At 64.8% G+C, this 19,540-nt stretch carries 17 protein-coding genes (1 of these 17 only partly in view); 4 read left to right on the top strand and 13 right to left on the bottom strand.

Going from position 1 to position 19,540, the window contains the following annotated elements; genetic code table 11:
• From K1X15_RS01395 to K1X15_RS01380, 4 genes are all read right to left on the bottom strand, one after another.
• A protein-coding gene (locus K1X15_RS01395) for a TRAP transporter permease (protein ID WP_220305739.1) crosses the window boundary here: on the bottom strand, positions 1 to 1,143 show its 5' portion. Its footprint begins 963 nt before the window's first position; 1,143 of the gene's 2,106 nt are visible here — the first part of the coding sequence; the start codon lies at positions 1,141 to 1,143; its stop codon lies beyond the left edge, outside the window.
• 66 nt (positions 1,144 to 1,209) lie between these two features.
• Positions 1,210 to 2,169: a TAXI family TRAP transporter solute-binding subunit gene (locus K1X15_RS01390; RefSeq protein ID WP_220305738.1), complete on the bottom strand. Its 960-nt coding sequence runs from the start codon at positions 2,167 to 2,169 to the stop codon at positions 1,210 to 1,212.
• Positions 2,170 to 2,368: 199 nt separating this feature from the next.
• A complete protein-coding gene (locus K1X15_RS01385; protein WP_220305737.1) occupies positions 2,369 to 3,703 on the bottom strand; it encodes a sigma-54-dependent transcriptional regulator in 1,335 nt (444 codons plus the stop codon).
• Positions 3,700 to 5,511 (bottom strand): ATP-binding protein, encoded by a 1,812-nt coding sequence (locus tag K1X15_RS01380; protein ID WP_220305736.1) that lies wholly within the window; start codon positions 5,509 to 5,511, stop codon positions 3,700 to 3,702. Before K1X15_RS01380 ends, K1X15_RS01385 begins: the two co-directional genes overlap by 4 nt.
• A gap of 359 nt (positions 5,512 to 5,870) precedes the next feature.
• Between K1X15_RS01380 and K1X15_RS01375 the strand changes: the two genes are divergently transcribed.
• A complete protein-coding gene (locus K1X15_RS01375) occupies positions 5,871 to 6,905 on the top strand; it encodes a sulfate/molybdate ABC transporter ATP-binding protein (protein ID WP_220305735.1) in 1,035 nt (344 codons plus the stop codon).
• Here the strand turns inward: K1X15_RS01375 and K1X15_RS01370 are convergent.
• From K1X15_RS01370 to K1X15_RS01345, 6 genes are all read right to left on the bottom strand, one after another.
• A complete protein-coding gene (locus K1X15_RS01370; protein WP_220305734.1) occupies positions 6,836 to 8,749 on the bottom strand; it encodes a glycosyltransferase family 2 protein in 1,914 nt (637 codons plus the stop codon). The two genes, K1X15_RS01375 and K1X15_RS01370, sit on opposite strands and share 70 nt — an antisense overlap.
• Positions 8,750 to 8,759: 10 nt before the next feature.
• Positions 8,760 to 9,413, bottom strand: coding sequence for an acyl-homoserine-lactone synthase (locus K1X15_RS01365; protein WP_220305733.1), 654 nt, complete (start codon positions 9,411 to 9,413; stop codon positions 8,760 to 8,762).
• Positions 9,414 to 9,517: 104 nt separating this feature from the next.
• The gene (locus K1X15_RS01360) at positions 9,518 to 10,237 is read right to left on the bottom strand and encodes an autoinducer binding domain-containing protein (RefSeq protein WP_220305732.1); all 720 of its coding nucleotides are present in this window, start codon (positions 10,235 to 10,237) and stop codon (positions 9,518 to 9,520) included.
• A 111-nt stretch (positions 10,238 to 10,348) separates the two neighbouring features.
• Positions 10,349 to 11,350 carry an Hsp33 family molecular chaperone gene (locus K1X15_RS01355; protein WP_220307385.1) on the bottom strand — a complete coding sequence of 334 codons (1,002 nt, stop codon included), beginning with the start codon at positions 11,348 to 11,350 and terminating at the stop codon, positions 10,349 to 10,351.
• Positions 11,351 to 11,498: 148 nt separating this feature from the next.
• Complete coding sequence (argF, locus tag K1X15_RS01350; protein WP_220305731.1) at positions 11,499 to 12,431, bottom strand: ornithine carbamoyltransferase; 933 nt, start codon at positions 12,429 to 12,431, stop codon at positions 11,499 to 11,501.
• A gap of 131 nt (positions 12,432 to 12,562) precedes the next feature.
• Positions 12,563 to 13,771, bottom strand: coding sequence for an aspartate aminotransferase family protein (locus tag K1X15_RS01345; RefSeq protein WP_220305730.1), 1,209 nt, complete (start codon positions 13,769 to 13,771; stop codon positions 12,563 to 12,565).
• A 375-nt stretch (positions 13,772 to 14,146) separates the two neighbouring features.
• On the opposite strand from K1X15_RS01345, the gene K1X15_RS01340 reads away from it, so the two are divergent.
• The gene (locus K1X15_RS01340) at positions 14,147 to 14,686 is read left to right on the top strand and encodes a GcrA family cell cycle regulator (RefSeq protein ID WP_220305729.1); all 540 of its coding nucleotides are present in this window, start codon (positions 14,147 to 14,149) and stop codon (positions 14,684 to 14,686) included.
• A gap of 174 nt (positions 14,687 to 14,860) precedes the next feature.
• Here the strand turns inward: K1X15_RS01340 and K1X15_RS01335 are convergent, their stop codons facing one another.
• Positions 14,861 to 15,139, bottom strand: a complete 279-nt coding sequence (locus K1X15_RS01335; protein WP_220305728.1) for a hypothetical protein — start codon at positions 15,137 to 15,139, stop codon at positions 14,861 to 14,863.
• A gap of 121 nt (positions 15,140 to 15,260) precedes the next feature.
• Entirely contained in the window at positions 15,261 to 16,553 is a 1,293-nt protein-coding gene (locus tag K1X15_RS01330; RefSeq protein WP_220305727.1) for a sensor histidine kinase, read from the bottom strand.
• An 87-nt stretch (positions 16,554 to 16,640) separates the two neighbouring features.
• Here K1X15_RS01330 and ppk2 point away from each other — a divergent pair, with 87 nt between their 5' ends.
• Positions 16,641 to 17,495 carry a polyphosphate kinase 2 gene (gene ppk2, locus K1X15_RS01325; protein ID WP_220305726.1) on the top strand — a complete coding sequence of 285 codons (855 nt, stop codon included), beginning with the start codon at positions 16,641 to 16,643 and terminating at the stop codon, positions 17,493 to 17,495.
• A 174-nt stretch (positions 17,496 to 17,669) separates the two neighbouring features.
• Here ppk2 and K1X15_RS01320 read toward each other — a convergent pair whose 3' ends face one another.
• Complete coding sequence (locus tag K1X15_RS01320) at positions 17,670 to 18,911, bottom strand: aminopeptidase (RefSeq protein WP_220305725.1); 1,242 nt, start codon at positions 18,909 to 18,911, stop codon at positions 17,670 to 17,672.
• 165 nt (positions 18,912 to 19,076) lie between these two features.
• Here K1X15_RS01320 and K1X15_RS21375 point away from each other — a divergent pair, with 165 nt between their 5' ends.
• The gene (locus K1X15_RS21375; RefSeq protein WP_276315287.1) at positions 19,077 to 19,199 is read left to right on the top strand and encodes a hypothetical protein; all 123 of its coding nucleotides are present in this window, start codon (positions 19,077 to 19,079) and stop codon (positions 19,197 to 19,199) included.
• Positions 19,200 to 19,540: the final 341 nt, after the last annotated feature.

Genomic DNA, 19,540 nt, shown 5'->3' with positions numbered 1-19,540 from the left:
GGCAAAGATCGGTGTATAGCCGGCAAAGAGCAGATAGACCAAAGCGGCCAGCGGCAGCACCAGGGGCCAGTGGTCGCGCACGGCGTGCCACGGGTTGGGCAGGTCCGCCCGGCTCATGCCGCGCAGCCCGGCCTTGCCCGATTCCAGATGCACCACCCAGAAGCAGGTGGCGAAATAGAGCATGGCCGGGATCAGCGCGGCGATGACAATGGCGCTATAGGGCACGTCGAGCGTTTCGGCCATGATGAAGGCCACCGCCCCCATGATCGGCGGCATGATCTGCCCGCCCATGGACGAGGTCGCCTCGACACCCCCGGCAAAGGCGGCGCGGAAGCCGAACCGCTTCATCAGGGGAATGGTGAATTGGCCGCTGGCCACCACATTGGCGACGCCGGACCCGGAAATGGTGCCCATCAGCGCCGAAGACAGCGTGCAGACCTGCGCGGGGCCACCGCGCCAGCCGCCGACCAGGCCGAGGGCGAAATCGTTGAACAGCCTGATCATGCCGGCGCGCTCGAGAAAGGCGGCAAAGACCACGAAGATGAAGATATAGGCCGAGGAGACATAGATGGGGGTGCCATAGATGCCCTCGGTGCCGAAGCCGAAATGCTCGATGATCTGCGCGAAATCATAGCCGCGATGCACGAAGGGGCCGGGCATGTACTGGCCGAAGAAGCAATAGGCGAGGAACAGGCCGGAGATGATGACGAGCGGCAGGCCCATGAGGCGCCGGGCCGCCTCGAAGACGAGGATGATCATCACCGTGCCGGCCACGAGGTCGGGCGGGGTGAGGAAGGAGCTGCGCTTGAGCAGGTCGGCGTAGAAGACCCAGTTGTAGAGACCGGTCGAAAAGCCGAGCACGGCCAGGGTCCAGAAGACAATGCGGCCTAGAGTGGTCTTGGCCACCAGATTGCCCAGCAGGCCGAAGCCGAGCAGCAGGAGAAAGCCCACATGCATGGCGCGCACGACCTGGCTGGGCAGCGTGCCATAGGCGGCGGTCCAGAGCTGGAAGAGCGCGAAGGCTATGGCAATGGCAAAGGCGATGCGCCCCATGATGCCGGGGCCGAAGCCGGGCGGCAGGCCCTCGACGGCTTCTTCGGCGGTATGCGGCGCAGGCGTGGTGGCCGCGGATAGAGTAGTCATCGAGTTTCCTCCCCAGGACTCGCAGATGAACGGCGTCCGGAGCCGCTGGCCCCGGACGCCACTGGCCTAGAGCAGGCCGGCTTCCTCGTAATAGCGCTCGGCGCCGGGATGGAGCGGAATGCTCAGCCCCTGGGTCGCGGCCTCGGGGACAATGCCATTGGCGGCCGAGTGGGCGGCCTTGAGCCGATCGAGGTTTTCAAAGATCAGCTTGGTCATCTGGTAGGCGGTTTCATCGCTGACCCCGGCATGGGTGACCAGGATATTGCCGATGGCGGCCGTGGGCACATCCTCGTCCTGGCCGTCATAGGTGCCGGCCGGGATCACCGAGGCGGTATAGGGCGCCCCGATGCTGTTCACCACCTCGGCCGGGATGGAAACGATGTTGATGTCCATGGTCGCCGCCAGGTCCTTGATGAAGGCGACGCCGAGACCGGAAGACTGCAGGGTCGCATCGAGCTGGCGGTTCTTGATCAGTTCGGCCGATTCCGCATAGGGCAGGAACTCGACCTTGCCGAGGTCTTCATAGCTCATGCCGGCGGCGGCGAAGATGGCCCGGGCATTGAGCTCGGTGCCGGAGGCGGGCGCGCCCACCGAGATCGACTTGCCTTTCAGGTCCTCGAGGGTCTCGATGCCGCTCTCGGCGGAGGCGACGATCTGCACATAATTGGGATAGATGGCCGCGATGGCGCGCAGATCGGTCAGGGGCGCGGGGAAACCGGCCTCCTGCAGGCCATCCCAGCCGGACTTGACCGAGTCGCCCAGGGCAAAGGCGAGTTCACCCTTTTTCTGCTGCAGCAGATTGAGGTTTTCGACCGAGGCCTTGGTCGACTGCACCTGGGTGCGGGCGCCTTCGATATTCTCGGCATAGAGTTCGGACAGGGCAACGCCGAGCGGGTAATAGACGCCCGAGGTGCCCCCGGTCAGGATGTTGATGAATTCCTGGGCGTTGACGGCGGCGCTGCCGCTGACCGCCATGACGGCGCCAGCAACCAGGCCCGCCACGCGGCGAGCGGGAATGAATGACATGCGGATGATCCTCCCAAAGGCATGTTCTTGTGACCGCCCCGACGCCTCCTCGCGGCGGGACTGCCAATTCCATTGCAACCGCCATGCCAGACTGAATAGTTCTGCTTTTCCGGGCCTTTGACGCTATGTCGGCTTCATGATCGGGCGGAATTCCGCCACGCGGCGGCTGCGGGGAGCGGAAATCCGCTCATTTGTGAGCCTAGCTGTCGATATCGGCATCCGCGCGCAGGCCGTAGCGGGCGATCTTCTCGTTGAGCGTGCGGCGCGCCAGCCCCAGTCGCTCGGCCGCCAGGGCGGTGGACCCTGCCGCGTCCCGCAGGGCCTGTTCGATGACGGCGGCTTCGAACGCAGCGACCTGTGCGGCGAGGGTTCGAGAGCTGGCCGCGCTTTCCTGCCCAACCCCATTGCTGCCAAGACCCAGCACGCTGCGCTCGGCGACGGCCTTGAGCTCGCGCACATTGCCGGGCCAGTCCGACACGGCCATGTCGGCCGGCAGGCGATAGGGCTGCGTGGCCTCGATGCCGAAGCGTTGCGCGGCGCGGCTGGCAAACAGAGCGAACAGCAGCGGAACGTCCTCGCGCCGCTGGCGCAGAGACGGCACCGGCAGTTCCACAGTAGAGAGGCGGAAATAAAGGTCAGGGCGGAAACGACCCGCCTCGCTTTCGGCCCGGAGATCGACCTTGCTGGCGGCGATGAAGCGCACATCGATGGGGCGCGAGGCATTGCTGCCCAGCGGCTCGATACTGCGCTCCTGAATGGCGCGGAGGACCTTGGCCTGCAGCGCCAGGGGCATGGATTCGATCTCGTCGAGGAAGACGGTGCCGCCCCTCGCATATTCGAGCTTGCCGATCCTCTCGCCGGCCGCACCGGTGAAGGCGCCGCGGGCATGGCCGAACATTTCGCTTTCGAACACGGTCTCGGGGATGGCGGCACAATTGATGGCCACGAACTGGCCCCTGGCCCGTCCGCCGAAATCGTGCAGGGCCCGGGCGATCACTTCCTTGCCCGTGCCGGTTTCCCCCGTCACCAGCACGTCGACATCGATGTTGGCCAGTTGCAGCACGGAGCGGCGCAATTCGACCATGGCGGGCGAGAGGCCGACCAGGCGATCCTCGAGTTCGGTGCCGCCGGCGGCCTGGCGCAGACGCGTGAGTTCCCGCCCGAGGCGTCGCCGTTCCACCGCCCGATCCAGCACTGCCACCAGCAGTTCGGCGTCATAGGGTTTTTCGATGAAATCATGCGCGCCGGAACGCATGGCGCCGACCGCGAGGGGCACATCGCCATGCCCGGTCAGCAGTACAACGGGCAGATCGGGGGCGCGGTCACGGAAATGTTCGAGCACGGCCAGTCCATCGAGGCCGGGCATGCGCACATCGGTCACGACGCAATCGAATGTGGCGGGATCGACCTGGGCGATAGCCACATCGGGGGCGGTGAAACTGGTGACGGCAAAACCGCAGACACCGAGCCATTCCTCGGCCGCCGTGCAGAGTTCGGCCTCGTCATCGATGAACAGCACCCGACCCCGGTTCATGCCGATTCCAGTTTCTCGCCGGTCGCGGCGGCGCGATAAACGGGCAAGGTGACCCGGGCCAGCGTGCCGCCCTCGGCGCCCGCTTCGAAGCGCAGCGCGCCACCGAATTCCTCCAGCAGGGTGCGAGAGATCGATAGGCCCAGCCCGAGACTCTCCCCGCTCTTCTTGGTGGTAAAGAACGGCTCGAACAGGCGCTCGCGCACGGTGTCGGGTATGCCGGCGCCGCTATCGGCAATGTCAACCACGACCGTGTCATCGCCCTCGCTGCGCGCGATCAGGCGCACAGCCGCATTGCCGGCAGCGGCAGTGGCCTCGATGGCGTTGAGGATGAGATTGATAAAGACCTGCTCGAGCCGCACCGCATTACCGGCCACGGGCGGCAGGCCCGGCTCCCACACCGCCGTCACCAGCACGCCGGCATCGCGCGCCTGGGGCGTCAGGATATCCATGGCCGCATCGAGAACGCCGGACAACTGAACCTGTTCGGGCGGGCCAGGATCGCGCCGCGAAGAGAAGGTGCGCAGATGCTTGATGGTGCGCTGCATCCGCCGGAGCAGGTTGCGCCCGCTTTCGAGAATGCGCCTGACCTCACCCGGCGCATTGCGCTGGGCGTGCAGATCGGCGGCTGCAAGGGTGTTGTCGAGCGCCGAGAGGGGCTGGCTGACCTCGTGTACTATGGCGGCCGACATGCGGCCCAGGGCCGCCAGCTTGGCGGCGTGAATGAGGTTTTCCTGGGTGGCACGCAGTTCCGCCTCGGCGCGGCGGCGCTCCTCCACCTCATGGGCAAGTGCCTGCGTGCGCTCGGCGACCCGTCGCTCGAGAACGGCATTCTGGTCCAGCTTGAACCGTACGATCTGCCGACGCTGATTGAAAACAAGCCAGGCGCCCAGTGCCAGCACGGCCACCAGCGCAGCGAACCCGCCGATCAGCCGCGCTTCGCGCTCCACCGGCTCGAGCGGCAAAGCGGAGAGCAATTGCCAGCCATCCGGCTCCACCGCCCGGACGCCAAGCAGATATCTTTCGTCGGCGCCGATCATCAGGCTGCCGGCGTCCACATCCGCTTCCGGCGCCAGCGGCGTCGCGGCGGCGAGATCGACGCCATCATAGCGGCGCTGTTGTTCGAGCCGATCCAGGGTGCCAGGGTCGAGGGCCTGCAGCGGGCGATAGGTCCAGGCCGGATCACCGGACAAAAAGACCACACCCTCGCGGTCGGCAATGGCACTCATTTCTCCGGCCGCTGCCCAGGTCAACGCCAGGGGACCCATATCGACCTTGGCCACAACCACGCCGACGGACCTTGCGCCCACATCGATGCGGCTTGAAAGAAAATAGCCCGGCTTGCCCGTGGTGACGCCCACTGCATAGAAGCGGCCGGAGCCGAACGCCATGGCGTCGGCAAAGTAAGGCCGGAACGCGTAGTTGTGGCCCACAAAGCTGCCGGGCTCGTTCCAGTTGCTGGCCGCCAGCGTTTCCCCCGCGGGATCGAGCACATAGAGCTCGTCGACGCCGGACATGGCCCGGACGGACTTCAGATAGGCATTGGCCGCCGCGATAGCTTCGGGGCCACGCAGCTGGAGCAATGCCAGGATGCGGGAATCCTCGCCGACCACGCCGGGCAGATAGCGGAAGCGCTCGATCTCGCTTTCGACCGAGCGCAGATTGATGGTGAGACGATCCTGGACCTGCCGTTCGACCTCGCCGAGACCGCGCAGATAGGCCACACGCCAGGCGCCCAGCGCCAGGCACAGCACCACGGCCAGGGTCAGGGCGGCAAGTCCGATGTGACGGCGCCGGATCGCTGCGGGCACGGAAACGCACTCCTCCACGGCCGCCGGCGCGGCCGGCGGATCCTTGATGAGTTGAGCCCAGTTCAGCGGCAGGTGCAATCCATACCTTCTCACGAGACGGGGCCAGCGGTGCTCACGCACCTCAACCGCACATATGGCGGAAGCAGGCCAAGGCGCAGTTATTTCAATGTGTTAGGAGCGCAGGCGCGGTGCCCTCGCGCTAACCCAAAGGCGCTATCCTGCGCAGCGGCGCAATCGTGGGAGATTTTGGCGTGGGCCGCGCCACGGGGGAAAAATTCATGGCCCGCCCCCGCAAAGCCCCTTGCGGTAAGCATGAATTTGTTCCGAATACCGGCACTGGCTGCCCAATGGGATCGATGATGGAAGTTCGCGTAGAAAACGTCCGCAAGGAATTCGACCGGTTTCCGGCGCTGCACGACGTCTCGCTCGACATCAGGTCAGGCGAGCTGATCGCCCTGCTCGGCCCCTCCGGTTCGGGCAAGACCACCCTGCTGCGCCTGATTGCCGGCCTCGAACGGCCGACGGCCGGCCGCATCCTGTTCGGTGATGAAGACGCCTCGGAAAAGAGCGTGCAGGCGCGCAATATCGGCTTCGTGTTTCAGCACTACGCGCTGTTTCGGCACATGAGCATCCTGGAAAACATTGCCTTTGGCCTCAAGGTGCGGCCACGCGCCACCCGTCCGGCCAATGCCGAAATCCGGCGCCGGGCCATGGAGCTGCTGGACCTGGTGCAGCTTTCGGGCCTCGAAAAGCGCTATCCCAGCCAGCTTTCGGGTGGTCAACGCCAGCGCGTGGCGCTGGCCCGGGCGCTGGCGATCGAGCCGCGCGTGCTGCTGCTCGATGAACCTTTCGGCGCCCTGGACGCACAGGTGCGTCGCGAACTGCGCAAATGGCTGCGGGAAATCCACGACCGGACGGGGCATACCACGGTCTTCGTTACCCATGACCAGGAAGAGGCGCTGGAGCTGGCGGACCGGCTCTGCGTGATGAGCCAGGGCCGCATCGAACAGGTCGGCACGCCCGACAGCGTCTATGACACGCCGGCCTCGCCTTTCGTTTTCGGCTTCATCGGGGAATCGAGCCAACTGCCGGTAACGCTCGAGCATGGCGGCATCAGCCTTGGGGGACGCCCGCTGGGGCTGGCGGCCTCCGGAACGCCGGGCGCGCAGCGGCTCTATTTCCGCCCGCACGATATCGAGCTGGTCGAAGGCGATGCGGCGCTGACCGGATTGGTTGCCAGCAGCCGCCGGGTCGGTGGCACGCGCCGAGTGGAGCTCGACCTGGGCGCCGGCACCAATCGGGTCGAGATCGACCTGCCCTTCGATCACCCCGCGGTCGAGCGATCCCAGATTGCCTTCCGCCCCAGGCGCTGGGCCCTGTTTCCCGCCACCTGAGCGGTGACCACATCTGGTGCCAGGCGCCTCGATAGCGAAGGCGCCGCGCCTGTCGCGAGGTGCGGCGTCTTGAACCAGTGGAAGGGGCGCAAGGTGAATTCGCGCAGGGCCAGCAGTGTCGCGCCCCCGATCAGCACCCAATAGAGCGGCACGCCGACCTGCTGGCCACCCAGGTGAAGCTGGCCCGTGCGGGACAGGCCGACCAGGTTGGTGGTCATGGCCACGGCATGGCCGAGCACCAGTACGATCGCGCAGGCGAGCGGCCAGAGATCGGCCTCGGGCCAGCCCAATTGCCCCTGCACCGCCATGCCGAGCACAACGAGCAGGAAGCCGGCATGCAGCAGTGGCGCCAGCAGCATGCCCAGCAGGAGCACCTGGAACATCAGGAAGCCCCGCCATCCCAGGTCGGCCAGAAGCGCGCCGGGCCGCCGATTGTGCACGACATAGGTCTGCATCCAGCCCTTCATCCAGCGCGTGCGCTGCCCCAGCCAGGGCACCAGCCGGACGGGCGCCGCCTCGAAGGTGCGTGCGGTGCTGGTGGCGCAGCGCAGCCCCCGGCGCGCCAGCCTGACGCCGAGATCGGCGTCCTCGGTGACATTGAAGGCATCCCAGCCACCGAGCTGGCGCAGGGTCCGCGTCCGGAAATGGTTGGAGGTGCCGCCCAGGGGCATGACCAGGCCCCAGCGCGCAAGGGCCGGCAGCAGGACGGCAAAAAGGCCGGCATATTCGCCGGCGAACAGGGCCGGCAGCAGGCCCTCCCGGCCATTATCGATGACCAGTCGCGCCTGAATGCACGCAATGTCGGGCTGGTGGCGGAACTGGGAGAGGACACGCCGGAGCTGGTCCGGTTCTGGCCGGTCCTCGGCGTCGAAGACCACGAGAAACTCGCCCCGGCAGATCGGCAGCGCGAAATCGAGCGCCTTGGGCTTGGTGCGCGGCAGGGCGTCGGGCACGATCAGCATCGAAAAGCGGGCATCGCCCAGATGTCGCCGGACCGCCTGGATGGTGGCCGGAGACCGTCCCTCGACCACGAAGACGATTTCGAGCTTTTCGGCCGGATAGTCGAGCGCGCCAAGAGTGGCGCAGAGCTGGTCCACCATATTGGCCTCGTCGCGCAGCGGCACGAGAACCGAGTAGAGCGGCAGTGCCGAACTGTCCTCTTCCCCCGCCGCCGGCTCAGGCTCGGCCTCGGGCGGCATGGCGAGCGCAAACAGGCGCAGCGCCGAGGGCAGCGCCACCAGGCCAATCCAGATCGGCGCCAGCCATCCCTGGCCGGTCAGCGGCGCCAGGATGATCAGGGCCGTCAGCGCCAGCAGCAGCAGGGCGAAGCCTCTGCGGATCGGGGCGGTCAATTCGAGCTGCGCGGCCGCATGGGGCCAGTATCGCGCCATGGTCTGGCGCGCGCCATCGAGCAAGGCTTCACTGGCCCGATCGACCACGAAGACCCTGAGCGCGGGGCCCGGCACCAGGCAGAGATTGCGCTGCAGGTGCGGGCGCGCCCGGCAGGAGCGTGCGAGGCGCAACACGCCGAAGAAATCCGGAGCGGCGACGGCAATCTCGCGATCGAGAAGCTGCAGCCGGTGCATGCGCACCTCGCCGAGCGTTTCGAGCCGGGCCGGTTCGAGCATCGTCTCCACGCCTCGCGGCACCACGTCGAAGAAGGCCATGCCGCCCCATGCGGCCGCGCGACGCATGATTTCGGCGTCGGAAACGCCCAGATGGGTTGCGCACCAGTGCAGGGGATCGGTCTCGGAGAGAAGGGCCTGATCGAGCGCCTGTTGCGCGGCCGGGACACTGGTTTCCGGACCGAGCAAGGCCTGCATCAGGCTGGCTGCCGCGGACACGGTCGAGCGCTCACGCCGGCACAGGTCGGTCCGGGAGTCGCTGCGGCCAGCCGCCATCAGCCGGCAACAGGCTCCTGGTAAAGCCCGTCGCGCGCCGCACATTGTCCAGCGCGGTTTCGGAGACCTCGATCCAGGCGGCAATGGTTGGCTTGCCCTCGCTCATGACCGGCGCGCCCAGCGGGGTGATCCGCCAGCCGACCGCGGTGCCGTGTTCGAGCATATAGATGGAGGAGACAAAGGTGATGAAGGTCAGGCCCTGGGAAAGAGCATATTCCATCACCGCACAGAAAAGGGCTGCAGACTCGGGCGCGCGCCGCCGGCCTTCGCGTCGATCCGGATGCACGTAGAAGCGTGTCCAGTCGGCCCCAAGCGAAGGGTGGGCGGGGAGTTCTCCTTGCACTAACCCGTTAAAGACAGTCTGCAGCAAGTTCGGCCGGTTCAGCGGGGTGATGCGCGATCCGCCCACCAGGTTCCCGTCTGAATCGGTAATCAGGAGATGGGTGGCATCCTCGCAGTCGAACGCGTCGACGTCGCGTCCGTCGGCGCGACGCAGGGCTTCCCAGCCCTCCATCTCGACGAACACGCGGTGCCGCAACCGGAAATTCTGCTCGAGCAGGTCAACGTGCTGTCTGTCCGCTGGATCGCGGATGATGTGCAATTTCATCGATCTGCCCCCGAAGCTTCCGGCCCCGAATGGGGGCATTAGGCACAGGCAGCAGATCGAGCGAAATTGGTAAAAATCCCAAGGTTTCGGAGATTCTTGCGCGTCTAGAGGGTAATAAGCTTATGCCTTATCGCCTCAACCACTGTATGCAGGCGATTATTCGTACCCATGCGCTTTTGCGCGTTTTCGCAATGCTGGTTGATGGTACGCGGCGTGAGGCCGGTGATGTCGGCAATCTCGGCCGCGGTCTTGCCGGTGGCGGCCCATTTGAGGATTTCCGCCTCGCGCGGGGTGATGCCACGCCGCACGGTGGGGCGACCGATGGGGCCATTGAGATAGCGCAGGCGGCCATGGGCATAGAGCGAGAGCATGTGCAGTTCGAGCCGGCCCGTCTCGTCCAGGTGATCGGTCTTGCCGACCAAGGAGACGACGCCCTGCATGCCCCCTTCCATGTGCACCGGCACGCAGAGGCCCTGATCCATGCCGAAATCGCGCGCTTCCTCCATCACACGGCGAGCGGGGCCGTCATTTTCCCGGTCATAGGGCGCCTCCGACCAGTCGAAGGGCAGCGTGGTGGAAAAGCAGTGGCGGGCCACCGGGTCGAGATGCACATAGCCCTTCGTGGTATAGCGTTCATACCATTCGTCGTCCCAGCCCGAGAGCAGAACGAAGGGGCGCACATCGACCCCCGGGTCAGGAAGACCCGAAATAATGAAGCGCTCGAAGCCATATTGGTCGATGGCCCCATACATGATGTCGAGAATGGCATCGGAGCTGGTCTGATGCTGAATATTCTCGATAGTCGACATCAAGTCGGCGTTCATCCCGGCAAGTCCCCTTTGCCGTTGAAATCGCGACAACATTGATCCTGTTCGCCAAGGAAGGCAAGCGCGGCATACTGATATTTCCGCGGGAAATATCAGTATGCCTCAAGTCTAGTTGTCGGAATGGAAGTGGTGGGGATTGAACCGATAGGCCGTTGAACAGAATTCGCAGACGACCTCGATTTCCCCATCCACGGCCATCTCCTGCCGCTCCTGGTCGGAGAAGCTGTTGGCCAGCATGTCCTCGATGCGGTCGGCAGAACAGGTGCAGCGCTCCACCAGGTCCTGGGCGGGAAACACCCGCACGCCGGTCTCGTGATAGAGACGGAACATCAGCCGCTCCGGCGACAGGTCCGGATCGTTCAGCTCCAGATCGCTGACGGTGCCGAGCAATGCCTTGGCCTCGGCCCAGCCATCGGCCTCGACGAAGTCCGGATCGGCCATGTCGGGATTGTCGAAATCGCCGTCACCGGGCAGATCCGCCATGACCGACTGGCCATTGGGCGGCAGGTGCTGGATGAGCATGCCGCCAGCCCGCCAGCGCGGACGATGGTCGCCCCTGGTGGACATCTGCGCCACCGCCAGGCGCACCTGGGTCGGGATCTGCTCGGACTGCATGAAATAGGTATGCGCTACTTCCTCGAGAGAATGGCCGTCCAGCCCCACAATGCCCTGATAGCGTTCGGTATGCGGGCCCTGGTCGATGGTCATGGCCAGATGGCCCTTGCCCAGAAGCTCTGCCGGACTGGTCCGGCCTGCTTCGGAAGCCTTGAGCAGCGCATCGTGATCATAGCGGGCATAGCCGCGCATGCCGTCGGGCGCGTCGAAATCGACAACGATCAGGTTCACCGGGCCGTCGGTCTGGGTCTGGAGGATGAAGCGGCCCTCGAATTTCAGCGAGGAGCCAATCAATGCCGCGAGCACCACCGCTTCACCGAGAAGGCGGGCCACCGGCAGGGGATAGTCGTGACGGCTGAGAATGGTGTCGAGAGCCGCACCCAGGCGAACCACCCGGCCGCGGGTGTCGAGCTTTTCCAGGGTGAAGGGCACCACGGCGTCGTCACCGGTCTCGGGGCGGTCAAGGCCCAGGCTGGAGAGCAGGTTGTCAGTCATGGTCTGTTCCGTGGTCATTCGGGTCACTGTCTTTCTCAAGGCTACGCCCTCGAAGCGAAACGCGCCACCTTCGCGGCAACGGCCCGCCCATGCCATCCCCGACAGGCGGAGATGACCGGGCAGGCTCCAAACAGCCAGATCGGGTCTGCTAGTTGGTTTCGACCCCGAAGGCCCAGCACAAAACGGCTTTCTGGGCATGGAGGCGGTTTTCGGCCTCGTCGAACACCACCGACTGGGGACCGTCGATCACCTCGTCGGTCACCTCGTCGCCGCGATGGGCGGGCAGGCAGTGCATGAACAGGGCGTCCTTGTTCGCCAAGGCCATTAGATTGGTGTTGACCTGGTAGGGTTTCAAGACCCGGCGGCGCTCGGCGGCATCCACATCGCCCATCGACACCCAGGTGTCGGTGATGACCAGATCGGCGCCTTCCACGGCTTCGCGCGGATCCTCGATGAGGCGGGCATATTTGCCGGCGCGGGTGATGTCCTGCATCAGATCCTTTTCGGGGCTGTATTCATCGGGTGTCGCGATGGTCAGCTCGCATTCGAACAGTTCGGCCGCGTTGACCCAGGAGTGCAGCACATTGTTGCTGTCTCCCACCCAGGCGATCTTGGCGCCACGAATGTCGCCGCGATGCTCCTCGAAGGTCATGAGGTCAGCCATGATCTGGCAGGGATGGGCTCGCCGCGTCAGGCCGTTGATCACCGGCACGGTGGCCGCCTCGGCCAGTTCGAGCAGGTCAGCGTGGCTGAGGATGCGGATCATGATCGCATCGACATAGCGGCTCATCACCTTGGCGGTGTCGGCCAGGGTTTCCTCGCGGCTCAATTGCATCTCCTGGCCGGAGAGCATGATGGTTTCGCCCCCGAGCTGGCGCATGCCGACATCGAAGGAGACACGGGTGCGGGTGGACTGGCGCTCGAAGATCATCGCCAGCACCTTGTCCTTGAGGAGAAGGGGCCGATCACCTTCCTTGAGGCGCTGCTTGAGGGCGCCAGCCTGGTTGAGCATGCCGCGCAGTTCGGCATAGGAAAAATCGTCGATGGAGAGAAAATGGTTCGGGGTGCCGGTCGTCGTCATGGGCCGGGTTCCTTTGTGACGCTTCAGGAAATGGGGCGGCGCGGGGCCGCGTCTGCAAGCTCCGCCCTATCGGGGCGGAGGGAACAACCCGCTTCGGCGCCGCCCGAAATGATAGAAAGTCAGCATCGCCGTCAGCTCGCCGAAGCAGAGGCGGCCGTCTCCGCCTCGATGGCGTCGAAAGCCGCACCGATGCGGGCCATGGCATCCTCGATATCGGCTTCGGAGACGATCAGCGGCGGCAGCAGCCGCAGCACATTGTCTCCCGCGCCGATGGCCAGAAGCTGGTGATCGTCGCGCAGCCGGGCCACGAAATCGCGCACCGGGGGGGCGATCTTGATGCCGGCGAGCAGGCCTTTGCCGCGCAGCTCGAGCACATAATCGGGATATTTCTGCGCCAATTGCTGCAGGTGCCAGGCGAGGCGCTGGCCCATCTGGGCGACATGATCGAGGAAGCCGGGCGCCTGGATGCGGTCGAGCACGGCATTGCCCATGGCACAGCCCAGCGGATTGCCGCCATAAGTGGAGCCATGGGTGCCGGTCACCATGGAGGCCGCTGCCGCTTCGGTGGCGAGGCACGCACCAAGCGGGAAGCCACCGCCAATGGCCTTGGCCACGGCGACGATGTCCGGGGTGATGCCGGCCCATTCGAAGGCGAAGAAGCGGCCGGTCCGGCCAAAGCCGCACTGCACTTCGTCGAAGATGAGCAGCATGTCGTTTTCATCGCAGATCTGGCGCAGGCCCTGCAGGAATTCAGCGCTCATGGCCGTGACGCCGCCCTCGCCCTGCACGGGCTCGATCAGGATGGCGCAGCTCTGCGGGCCGATCAAAGCCTTGACCGCATCGAGATCGCCCGGCGCGGTATGCTTGAAGCCCGGCATGGGCGGGCCGAAGCCTTCGAGATAGCCCGGATTGCCACCAGCTGCGATCGTGCCCAGGGTCCGGCCGTGGAAGGAGCCGGTGAAGGCGATGATCTCGTAGCGATCCGGCTGGCCCTTGGCGAAGAAATAGTGCCGGGCCGTCTTGATGGCGCATTCGATCGCCTCAGCGCCGGAATTGGTGAAGAACACCTTGTCGGCAAAGGTCGAGTCCACCAGCCGCTGCCCCAGCCGTTCCTGCTCGGGAATGGTGAAGACATTGGAGGTATGCCAGACCTTGTCGGCCGCCGCCTTGAGCGCCGCGACCAGATGCGGGTCGCCATGGCCAAGCGCATTGACGGCAATGCCGGAATGGAAATCGAGGAATTCTCGGCCGTGCTGGTCGTACAGGCGCATGCCCTCGCCCCGCTCGAAGGCGAGATCGGACCGGGCATAGGTGCCGTAGAGCGCAGACATGGCGAACATTCCTCTTGTGTTTCAGGTCAGGGACGGGAAAGCGTGGCAAAGCTGCCACAGAAACCAAAAACGCGCCCTCTCGGCCGCGCGTTTGGACCCGAGAATTAGGCGAATTGGCCCCGTAAAGTCAATCTGATACCGGCCAAGTCCCTGATTTGACTCATCGATTGTTAGGACAATCTTAACCAATGAATAAACGGGGAAAATCCGCCCCGACTCTTGATCCCGATTCCTGCGATGGCGTAATCTCCGAGGCGTTGGGGACACGATATCTCGTGCGGCGGACCCGCTCAACATACGAGCTGTAGAGTCGAAAGGCTGCCAGGCCGTTTTGGCAGCGCAATGAAGGATTCTGTTTTGTCGATGGTTTCAGGAGCGCAATCGATGGGCTGGACTGACGAGCGCGTCGAACTTTTGAAGAAACTTTGGATGGAGGGGCTCAGCGCCAGCCAGATTGCGGCTGAACTGGGCGACGGAGTGACGCGCAATGCCGTGATCGGCAAGGTGCACCGCCTCAAGCTTTCGGCCCGTGCCAAGCCGACCAATACCGCGCCGCGCGCCCGTCCGGCAGCGCGACCCGCGGCGCCGCGGCGTCCCGCCACGAGCTCGGTTGGCAGCAGCACGATGAGCGCCAAGCCGCGCATGTCGATGTCTCGCCCGCAGGTCGTGGGTGCCACGGCACTGGCCGCCAGCCCCGAGATGGATGCCGAACTCTATGTCGCCCCGGCAGCAGCGGAGCTGTTCATTCCGGAGGACAAGCGGCTCAACCTGCTGCAGCTGAACGAACACACCTGCAAGTGGCCGATCGGCGATCCGCTGACCAAGGACTTCTATTTCTGCGGCCAGCACAGCCTGGAAACCGGTCCCTATTGCGAATTCCATTCGCGCCGGGCCTATCACCAGATGGACAAGAAACGCCGCTGAGGCACGGACCTCGCTGGAATTGAAACGGGCGCCGAAAGGGCGCCCTTTTTCATGGCAGCGCTGTCGCCTGACAGAGCCTTTCCCGTTCCGATTGAATCGGATCGGGCGCTCCCTTTTTTAGTCTTGTCGCGCTTTCGAACCGCGCAAGTGGTGTCCACTTTTGCTGAAAGCGCTCTATTGCACCCGCATGGCGCCTTCCGCCCGCAATTGCGCTGCGCGGTCACCGCCTCCAGCCGCCCAGTTCTGGCCGAACGACACCGCGCATCCACGAGCCGCTGTCAGTTTCTCGACAGGGATGGTGCCACCATTGATATGAATGGCCTGGACTTCGCCCGCCAGGCGGTGGCAGTCGTCCAGGCTTGGCTGGTCAACGGCCGGGGAATAGTAATTGCTCAAGGCGAAGAAGCCGGTCACGGCGAGGGCGATCGTTGCTGCTGGCCAGAGAGTGTTCATGGTGCCGCTCCTGTGCCGCAAATCTTGTCGGCGGCGACGCGGATCGTCCACAGGGCGACTCAAATTGTCTTAAGAGCTGGTTACCGCGCAAGCCGGGATTACAGGCCAGGAAAGGCAGCCGTCAGGGCAGCAAGACATCGACGCGCAGGCCCTCGCCGGGTTGCGACCTGATGCTCATCTGGCCGCGGTGGCGCTGGATGATGTGCTTGACAATGGCCAGCCCCAGGCCAGTGCCCTTCTTCTTGCGGCTCGCTTCGGCATCGATGCGGTAAAAGCGCTCGGTCATGCGCGGCACATGCTCCGGCTCGACGCCCGGGCCATGGTCGACCACGCTGACCATGTGCCGAAGTCCAGGACGATCGATTTCGGACAGCGTCACCTCGACGGTCTTGCCGGTAGCGCCGTATTTGATGGCGTTGTCGATCAGGTTCTCGAACACTTCGTAAAGCTGGCTGCGGTCGCCCACGACCATGACAGGCGCTTCGGGCAGCTTCAGGATGACGTCGAGATCGGCCGCGCGGGCCTGGGTCTGCAGGCCCTCGCGCACTTCGCGCAAGAGACCGGCCAGGTCCACCGAGCCGGTGGGACGCACATGCTGGTGCATCTCGATGCGCGACAGGCTCAGCAGGTCATCGACCAGCCGGCTCATCCGGTCGGCCTGGGTCCGCATGATGCCCAGGAATTTTTCCCGCGCCGCCGCGTCGCCGGCTGCCGGGCCGAGCAGCGTGTCGATGAAGCCGATCAGCGAGGCCAGTGGCGTGCGCAATTCGTGGCTGGCATTGGCGACGAAGTCGGACCGCAACGCATCGACGCGCTTGAGTTCGGTCAGGCTCTGGAAGGTGACCAGCAATTGGCGGTCCTCGTCGGAGAACCAGTCGCGCTCGGGCCGGCGCAACGGGGCCACCACGATGCGGTTCCAGGTTTCTGACGGCAGGGTCTCATGCAGTTCGAAACTGCGCGTCTCGCCGGTGCGCATGGACGCCTCCACCGCCGCAACCATTTCGGGATTGCGCATGACCAGGGTCAGCACCCGGCCGGGCTGCAGGTTGGGATATTGCCGCGCTGCGGCGCCATTGCGGTGCTCCACCGCGCCGCGGCCATCCAGCACCAGTGCCGGATCGCCCAGCGCCTCGACAAAGGCGGGCAGCATGTCGGGTTGGACGGCCGTGGGCGCCGACAGGACCGGGGGAGCCGCATCGATGCGGGTAATGGTGCGGACCGGCTGGGGCAGGACGGCCACGAGGCACAGGACCAGGCCATAGCCGATCACCGCCAGATCGACCCGCAGTCCCCCCAGCACCACGAAGGCGACGACAAGCCCGGCCAGACCCAGCAATAGCGGGCTCTGTGCGGCAAGTCGCGCCGGGATTGCGGCGGCTCCGGTGGCTTGGTCTGTGGGCGCGGTTTCGTCCATTTTCGGCGGTCGAATCAACAGTTTGACCCCGCCTCTTGCGCGGGAAGCGGGTTCATAGCACGCTCTGTGTGACAGTGGAGAGACAGCGTGACCGATCCTATCGACGGCTTCGACATCAACAATCCGGACCTGCCCAAATCCATCAAGAAGGCCGCCTTCGAATCGGGCGGATATCCCTACGAGGACAAGCTCGACAAGGACGAGTATGACACGCAGATGTACCGCCTGCAAAAGCAGTTGGTGCTGCACCAGGCGCATATGGCCGAGGCCGGCACGCGCACGGTGATCATCTTCGAGGGTCGGGACGCGGCCGGCAAGGGCGGCACGATCGAGCGCTTCCTCGAAAATCTCAATCACCGCTACAACCTGATCGCCGCGCTGCCCAAGCCGAACGACCGGGAGCGCACGCAATGGTATTTCCAGCGCTATGTGGACTGGCTGCCGGCGGCGGGCGAAATGGTGCTGTTCGACCGCTCCTGGTACAACCGGGCCGGGGTGGAGCCGGTGATGGGTTTCTGCACCCCCGAGCAGACCGAGCATTTTCTCGATGAGGCGCCGGAATTCGAAAAGCGTCTCACCAATGACGGGATCAGGATCTTCAAGCTCTGGCTGTCCATCGGCCGGGAAATGCAGATCAAGCGCTTCCATGACCGGCGGCATGATCCGCTCAAGACCTGGAAGCTCTCACCGGTTGATCTCAAGGCCCTCGAGCTCTGGGGGGATTATTCGGATGCCAGGGACAAGATGCTGGAGCGCACCGACAGCCGGCACGCCCCCTGGACCGTGATCCGGGCCAATGACAAGAAGCGCCTGCGCCTCAATGCCATCCGCACCGTGCTGCACCGGCTCGACTATGAGGGCAAGGACAAGGAGGAGATCGGCGAGATCGACCGCAATATCGTGCTCACCGCCGAGGAATTTCTGGGGATGGAGGGGGAATAGGTCCGGCCTCTCCACACCCCTGGTGCGACACCCTCCCCTTGACGGAAGGGATGGGGAGGGGTGTTCACGCTCATAGGTCGCGTGTTGAGTGCACCCCCACCTAGCTCTGCTACGGCCCGATGGGCCCAGCGGCGCTACCTCCCCCATCAAGGGGGAGGAGACCCGGCGTCTGGATCAAAACGCCCATTCACCCTTGCGCATGACCGGCTCGGTGGTGCCGTCGGCGTGAACGCCGTCGATATCGACCTTGTCGGAGCCGATCATCCAGTCGATATGGATCAGGCTCTTATTGCCGCCCTGGGCAAAGATCTGGTCGGGGCTGAGCGTTTTGCCGTCGTCGAAACAGTCGGCGTAGCACTGGCCCATGGCGATGTGGCACGAGGCGTTTTCGTCGTAGAGCGTGTTGTAGAAGAGGATGCCCGAGGCCGAGATCGGCGAGGAATGCGGCACCAGCGCCACTTCGCCCAGACGCCGGGCGCCCTCGTCGGTGTCGAGCACCTTGTTGAACACGGCCTCACCCTTGGTCGCCTTGAGCTCGACCATGCGGCCCTCTTCGAAGCGCGCCTGGATGTTCTCGATCAGCGTGCCGTTGTGGCTCAGTGGCTTGGTGGCCGAAACCGTGCCCTCGACGCGCAGGCGATGAGGCGTGGTGAACACTTCCTCGGTGGGGATATTGGGGTTGCAGGTGACCCCGTTCTTGGCTTCGGAGGCGCCGCCCTTCCAGCGGTGACCATCGGCCAGGCCCACGGTGAGGTCGGTACCCGGGCCGGTATATTTGAGCGCCGAGAACTTCTTGCCGTTGAGCCAGGTCCAGCGGGCCTTGAGATTGGCGTTGTGCGCCTTCCAGGCGGCAATCGGATCGTCCTGGTCGACCCGGGAGGCCTTGAAGATGGCGTCGGCCAGCTTGGCGATGGCGACGTCCTCTGGATCGTTGGGGAAGACCAGCTTTGCCCAGTTGGGCGTGGGATAGGAGACGATGTTCCAGTTGATGTCGAAGCCGGTGATCAGCTCCAGCGCCGGGCGATAGGCGGCCGAATTGGCGCGGTTGGCGCGGGAGACCTTTTCGGGGTCTTCATTGGCCAGCATCATCGGGTTGTCGCCGGAAATGGCGAGGCGCGCCGCGTTGTTGCGATAGGCTTCGGCCATGCCGGAATAGAGCCAGCCGGCAGCGCGATCGAAGCTGAAGTCCCGGGCATGGCGGAAGCGCGACAGGGTGGCTTCCTCGTCGGAATAGATGGTGGTCACCAGACCGGCGCCGGCCTTGTAGGCATGCTCGGTGATGCGGCGCACCAGCGGGGCCGCCGTCATCGGCGCGGTGATGATCAGGTCCTGGCCTTCGGCCAGCTGCAGGCCGACCTTGATGGCGACCTCGCCGAGCTTGTCGAGCTTGGTCGGATCGATGGGAGAATTGCTCATTGGGCGAAAAGCCTTCTTGCTCTTGAATCAATTGGCCAGAGCCTAGCGTCCCCGATGCGGCGGCGCCACCCGGGAACAAAGGCGAGACCGATTGACCTGGATCAAACCGCAAACCGGCGTCCGGTGCGAGAAGAAAGCCAGCCTGATCTGGAGGTTCTTTAGGCCATGGACACCACACTCGTCATCGTTGCGGTTCTCTGCATTTTCGGCGTCTTCTCGCTCGCCCTTGCCTATGCGCAGGTCCAGACGCGGGGCGTGCTCGCGCCCGGCGCGCGCAAGGTGGACTGAGCAGGTGTGGGAAGGCTCCGCCTGGCATTGCGGCGACGCGGTTGCGCGGTGGACGCATCCCGAGGCGCCTGCGTCTGACCCCCGAAGCCGGTAGCGACACCGCCTGCTCCATGTCTGGCAGGTCCAGATCGACGTGTCCCAAGTGGACCCGCGTCTGTGACCTTCCTGCATCACCGGCCCCGCTGATCACAATTGTGCCATTGGCAAGAGCGAACGGTTTGGCTACAAACCGTTCGCCGCTTCATTTTTCGAACCAGGGGGAGGCGTTGCATGACAGCACCGATGTTCTCTCCCCTTGCGGGCAAGTGCCGACCTTAGGTCCTTGTTCCCCGCGATCCGCC

This window comes from Devosia salina (assembly GCF_019504385.1).
Lineage (GTDB): Bacteria > Pseudomonadota > Alphaproteobacteria > Rhizobiales > Devosiaceae > Devosia > Devosia salina.
Note: the sequence above shows the minus strand (reverse complement) of the source record. Positions and strands in the feature narration are given on the sequence as shown.